Below are 5404 nucleotides of genomic sequence, written 5' to 3' on the forward strand. Positions count from 1 at the left end.
CGGTGGGGCTGGGGACGGTCATGAGGGTTCCTGTACAAGCGGAGGGAGAAGATCCTGATCGTAGCCGTCATCCCACATACTGATCGATCTGTTCACGTGATGGACACATCGGGCTGGGGGCCGCGGGCGGATCTCGGCTACGGTCGTTCGTATGACGAGCACCATCACCCTCGCCGAAGCCCTTGCCGCCGGGACGGTCGTCCTCGACGGCGGCATGTCCAACCAGCTCGAATCGGCCGGGCACGACCTGAGCGACGAGCTGTGGTCGGCGCGGCTGCTCGCCGAACAGCCGGAGGCGGTGACCGAGGCGCACCTCGCCTACTTCCGGGCGGGTGCGGACGTGGCGATCACGGCCAGCTACCAGGCCACGTTCGAGGGTTTCGCCAAGCACGGGATCGCTCGTGAGCGTGCGGCCGAACTCATGAAGCTGAGCGTGGAGTCGGCCCGGGAGGCGGCCCGACGGGCGCGAGCCCCGCGGCCCCTGTGGGTGGCGGCCTCGGCCGGCCCGTACGGGGCGATGCTCGCGGACGGTTCGGAGTACCGGGGGCGTTACGGGCTGAGCGTGGACGAGCTGGAGCGATTCCACCGGCCGCGCCTGGAGGTACTGGCCGCGGCCGGGCCCGACGTCCTCGCACTGGAGACGGTCCCGGACGCGGACGAGGCCGCTGCGCTGCTGCGGGCGGTGCGCGGGCTCGGTGTGCCGGCCTGGCTGACGTACTCCGTCGCCGGTGACCGCACCCGGGCCGGGCAGCCGCTGGAGGAGGCCTTCGCCCTGGCCGCCGAGGCGGACGAGGTGATCGCGGTCGGGGTGAACTGCTGCGCTCCGCAGGACGTGGACGGCGCGGCCGCGACGGCGGCCCGGGTCACCGGCAAGCCGGTCGTCGTCTACCCCAACAGCGGCGAGACGTGGGACGCCGAGGCCCGCGCCTGGACCGGCCGCTCCACTTTCACCGTCGGCCAGGTGAAGTCCTGGCAGCGGGCGGGGGCCCGGCTGATCGGCGGGTGCTGCCGGGTCGGGCCGGACGGCATCTCGGGCATCGCGGGAGCGCTGGAGGCGGCGTAACGCGATCGCGGCCCGCACGGTCCCGGCAGTCCGCGCAGACCCCTCCTCCACTCCTGCCCGCACTGCTAGCCTCCGTCATGGGAACCGGTTGCTACGGTGTTGCCGCGGTTCCCTCGGGGGTGGGCACGGACCGGTGCCCGGGAGAGACGAGGCAGTCATGACGAGGAAGAGCGGGGACGCGAGCCGAAGCACCATCCGGGACGTGGCGGCGCGCGCGGGGGTCTCCGCGTCGACGGTGTCCCGGGTGCTGGGCGGCGAGTATCCGGTGAGCGCGGCGACGCGCGGGCGCGTGATGCGGGCGGTCCGCGAGCTGGACTACGTGGCCGACGCCCGGGCGAAGGCGATCGCCGGTGTCGGCACGCCCACCCTGGCCTTCGTCCTGGAGGACATCACCGGCCCGTCGTTCGCGCACATGGCCCACGGGGTGGAGCGCGAGGCGACCCGCCTCGGGCATCTCTGCCTGGTGTGCAGCACGGAGGGCGACGTCCGGCACGAGCTGGAGTTCGTCGAGATGATGCGCGCCCAGCGGGCCGCCGCCGTGATCCTGGTCGGCGGCACGGCCGACACCCCCGAGTACCGCGAACGCACCCACCGCATGGCCGACTCCCTCGCCTCGGCCGGTTCCCGGCTGGTCCTCTGCGGCCGGCCGCCGCTGGACCCGGGGGCTCCGGTGACGGTCATCGAGTACGACAACGAGGGCGGCGCCTACACCCTGGTCGCCCACGTGCTCGCGCAGGGCCACCGCCGGGTGCTGTACCTCGGCGGCCGGACGGACCACACCACGGCCCTGGGCCGCGAACACGGCTACCTCGCCGCACACCGGGCCCGCGGTCTGGACCCGGACCCGTCCCTCGTCCTGCACGGCGACTTCACACGGGACTCCGGCCACCGCCTGACGCAGCAAGCACTCAAGGACGGCCTGGAGTTCAGCGCGGTGGTGGCGGCCACGGACATGGTCGCGGCCGGCGCCCTGACCGCACTGCACGAGGCGGGCCTGACGGTGCCGGGCGACGTCTCCCTCGCCGGCTACGACGACATCCCCTTCGCCCGCGACCTGCACCCCGCCCTGACGACGGTCCACGTCCCCTACGAGGAACTCGGCCGGCTCGCCGTCCGCACGGCGCTGGAACGCACCCCGGGCGCCCCGGACGAACACCTGCTGCTGGGCACGCACGTTGTCGTGCGGGACTCGGTGGGAGCGCCGCCGGCCCGCTAGTGCTCTCAGGGGCGAGCGACCGGCTCCTGCAGCTCGGTCACCGAGTGATCGCCACAGTTGGGGCAGGAGAGCGTCACCTCGCGGGCGGGGCCGACCGACGTGTAGCCATGGGCGTCGATCCAGCGGGCGAGCGCCTGAACGCTGGGAATGACGTGCTCCATCGGGCCGTCATGGACCAGCGTCGCGACCTCCGCCGCCGGCAGGTCGACCACCGCGAAGTCCTGCGAAGGATCTGGTACGGCGTCGACAGGGATGGCCGCGTGCACCGTCACCGGACCGTCGAGATTCTCGTAGTAGGCGACGGCCGCACCGCTCGCCCGGAGCCCGGCAGCCTGCATCCGGCTCCACAACTCCTCGTAGAGAGGGGTGATCACCGGGGTGATGAATCGCGGCTCGAAGCTCTCCACCACAGCCGTCAGTTCCGCCACACGCATCGCCGGGACTCGCTTGATCACCACGTCGTCGAACGACATCCGTCCCTCACTCTCGATCACCCGGAGCCTCGCCTCGACCTGCCCCAGCCGGGCGGCATCGGCCGCCATGGCCGACTCCAGCTCCGCACGCCGCAACCGCAACATGCCGCGCAGCTCCGCCGCGTCCACCTGCTCGTCGAGGATGGCGCGGACCTGTTCGAGCGTGAAGCCCAGCTCTTTGAGGGCGATGACGCGGTTGAGCCGGGCCAGTTGGTCGGCTTCATACGACCGGTAGCCGGTGTGCGGATCGACATGGGCGGGGCGCAACAGCCCCACGGCGTCGTAGTGGCGCAGCATGCGCACTGACACGCCGCCGTACTTGGCGAATGCTCCGATGCTGAACATGACGTCATCCACTTCACTGGCTGACACGGTGTGAGGGTCAATCCCCGCCGCCTTCGAACTCACACCACCTTGCTTGCCGGGCAGGGTGCCCGGTCCTTCAGGGCCGGAGTGAATGCCCGCTCCCGCGTTACGGGGCAAGGGACGCCGAATCGCCGCCAGGGCGATTCGGCGTCTCGGGAGAGACGGCGGTGAGGCTGACCTCGAGCCGTTCGTGGTGCCGGCGGGTTGAGGGTCCTGTGGTCGGGGACTGCCCTGGAAGGCGAAAGCGTGCCGGTCACTCTCACGGGTGATGCTGACCGAAGACGTGCACGGGAGGCGAACGGGGTGGCTAGGTTCGTGGTGTGTCACGTTTCCGGATGTATCCGTCGCCCGCGCAGGCCGAGCAGATGCTCACGCACTGCGCGCACGCCCGGTACGTCTGGAACCTTGCCGTTGAGCGGCATGCGCACCGGCGGCGGTGGCGTAGGAGTGCGCCCGGTTTCGCGGAGCAGTGCCGTCAGCTGACCGAGGCCCGTCAGGCAAACGAGTGGCTGGGCTCGGGGAACGCGGACGTGCAGCAACAGGCACTGAAGGACTTCGCCAAGGCCAAGAACGCCAGGTTCACGTCCGGGTTCGGTGAGCCGACCTGGCGCAGGAAGTACCGGCACGAGGGCTTCAGGGTCATCGGCGCCGGCCGCGTGCCGGAGTGCAACGCTGACGGGTCGCCGAAGCTGAACGCGAAGACCGGCAAGCGGGTCATGGGCCGGTCGGTCGTCGTGCACAGGCTCAACCGGCGGTGGGCTCAGGTCAAAATGCCCGGTTGCGGCTGGGTCCGGTTCCGTCTCAGCGCCAAGGGCAAGGGTGCGAAGCTGCCCGAGGCGAAGACGTTCCGGGTCCGGCCACCAGCCGTTCGAGCACCCGTGAACCTCAACCCACCTGGGTTGGAATCCCCCTCTTTTAGGAGGGGAGGATGTCAACTCACCATCACCCCCGCCACCTGGAGCGCCTTCCTGTCGGCACTGGCTCCTCAAGAGTGACGGCGGCGGCGTCGGTCGCCCAGAGAGCGAGTTCGCGGTCTCTGGGGCCGTACGCCGTGTAGGCGACGCCGTTCTCGGCGTCCGGTGCGCGGTCCCCGAAGACCCGTACCGGGTGGGCCGTGTCCCAGCGTTTCCAGCCCGGGTCGCCGTCCGTGGCGAAGCGCACCCAGGCGGCGTGCATCTCGTCGGCCAGTTCCTGCGGGGCACCCTCCCCGGCCAGTTTGCGGGACTCGGGCGCATCGCCGGTGTCGAACACGAAGCCCAGCTCCAGCGCGTGGCAGGAGCCCAGGTCGGGGAGGTTCGACGGCCAGGCGAACTCGTAGGCGTACGAGGGTTCCGTACGGGCGTCGGCCAGGTACCGCAGGGGGATGCGCAGGAGATGGTCGGTGACCAGCTGGCCCACGATGTCCGCCGTGCTCGCCTCGGGGTGCAGGGCGCGGTAGCCGCGCGGGACCTCGCTGCCGCAGTGGCAGCGGGCCATGGCTGCCGCGAAGGCGACGGCCCCGAGGCGGTCGACGCGCTCCAGGAGGCCGCCCGGCACCAGCCACAGCCGGTACTCCTCGCGGGTCCAGCCCATCATCAGCTCGACGCCGGGCGCGGCGCCGCCGTCCGTGAGGGCCTCCAGGGGGTGGCGGGGGACGACGTCGCCGTCGATGACGATGCCGAAGGCGGGGCCGCCGACCACCGGGCTGCTGAGCTTGCCCACCTCTGCCTGGGTGTGCAGCAGCAGGTCGCGGTCGACGGCGGCGAAGGCCTCGGCGGTGGCGGGGATCTTCAGCCGGGAGGCCATACGGCGCACCATCCGCCGTACCTTGGCCCGCTCGGACGCCTCGGGCGGCCCGCTCTGAAGGACCGCCCGCCGGACCAGCCCCTGGGTCTGCGGGGCGGCGATGAGGGCGCCGATGCTGATCGCCCCGGCGGACTGGCCGAAGAGGGTGATGCGGCCGGGGTCGCCGCCGAAGGCCTCGATGGCCTCGTGCACCCAGGTCAGGGCGGCGATCTGGTCGCGCAGGCCGGGGTTCGGGGGCGTGTCCGGGAACAGGCCGTAGCCCTCCACGCCCAGCCGGTAGTTGATCGAGACGCACACCACGCCGTCGCGGGCGAAGGCATGGCCGTCGTAGACGGGTACGGCGGAGGACCCTCTGGTCAGGGCACCGCCGTGCAGCCAGAGAAGGACGGGGAGGCGGGCCCCGGGGTCGGGTTGCGGGGTCCAGACGTTGAGGTTGAGGCAGTCGTCACCCGGCACGACCGGGTCGGACAGGTAGTGCGCGAAGGCCTCGGAGTACGGGGG

General features: G+C 71.7%; 5 protein-coding genes. 3 read left to right on the forward strand and 2 right to left on the reverse strand.

All coding sequences use genetic code 11. The features are described 5' to 3' along the window. The first annotated feature begins 151 nt into the window (after positions 1-151). Both mmuM and C1J00_RS37585 read left to right on the forward strand, forming a co-directional pair. Positions 152-1063, forward strand: a complete 912-nt coding sequence (gene mmuM, locus C1J00_RS37580; RefSeq protein ID WP_102913390.1) for a homocysteine S-methyltransferase — start codon at positions 152-154, stop codon at positions 1061-1063. A 157-nt stretch (positions 1064-1220) separates the two neighbouring features. Then, on the forward strand, positions 1221-2279 hold the full coding sequence (locus C1J00_RS37585) for a LacI family DNA-binding transcriptional regulator (protein WP_102913391.1): 1059 nt from the start codon (positions 1221-1223) through the stop codon (positions 2277-2279). Between the two features lie 5 nt (positions 2280-2284). Here the strand turns inward: C1J00_RS37585 and C1J00_RS37590 are convergent, their stop codons facing one another. Beyond that, entirely contained in the window at positions 2285-3097 is an 813-nt protein-coding gene (locus tag C1J00_RS37590) for a MerR family transcriptional regulator (protein ID WP_102913392.1), read from the reverse strand. Positions 3098-3453: 356 nt separating this feature from the next. Here C1J00_RS37590 and C1J00_RS37595 point away from each other — a divergent pair, with 356 nt between their 5' ends. Then, positions 3454-4113 carry a helix-turn-helix domain-containing protein gene (locus C1J00_RS37595; protein WP_245936659.1) on the forward strand — a complete coding sequence of 220 codons (660 nt, stop codon included), beginning with the start codon at positions 3454-3456 and terminating at the stop codon, positions 4111-4113. Here the strand turns inward: C1J00_RS37595 and C1J00_RS37600 are convergent. Beyond that, positions 4061-5404 (reverse strand): carboxylesterase/lipase family protein (locus C1J00_RS37600; protein ID WP_102913393.1); only part of this gene is annotated, 1344 nt, incomplete at its 5' end. The genes C1J00_RS37595 and C1J00_RS37600 overlap by 53 nt on opposite strands.

It is taken from the genome of Streptomyces cahuitamycinicus (assembly GCF_002891435.1).
Classification (GTDB): Bacteria; Actinomycetota; Actinomycetes; order Streptomycetales; family Streptomycetaceae; genus Streptomyces; species Streptomyces cahuitamycinicus.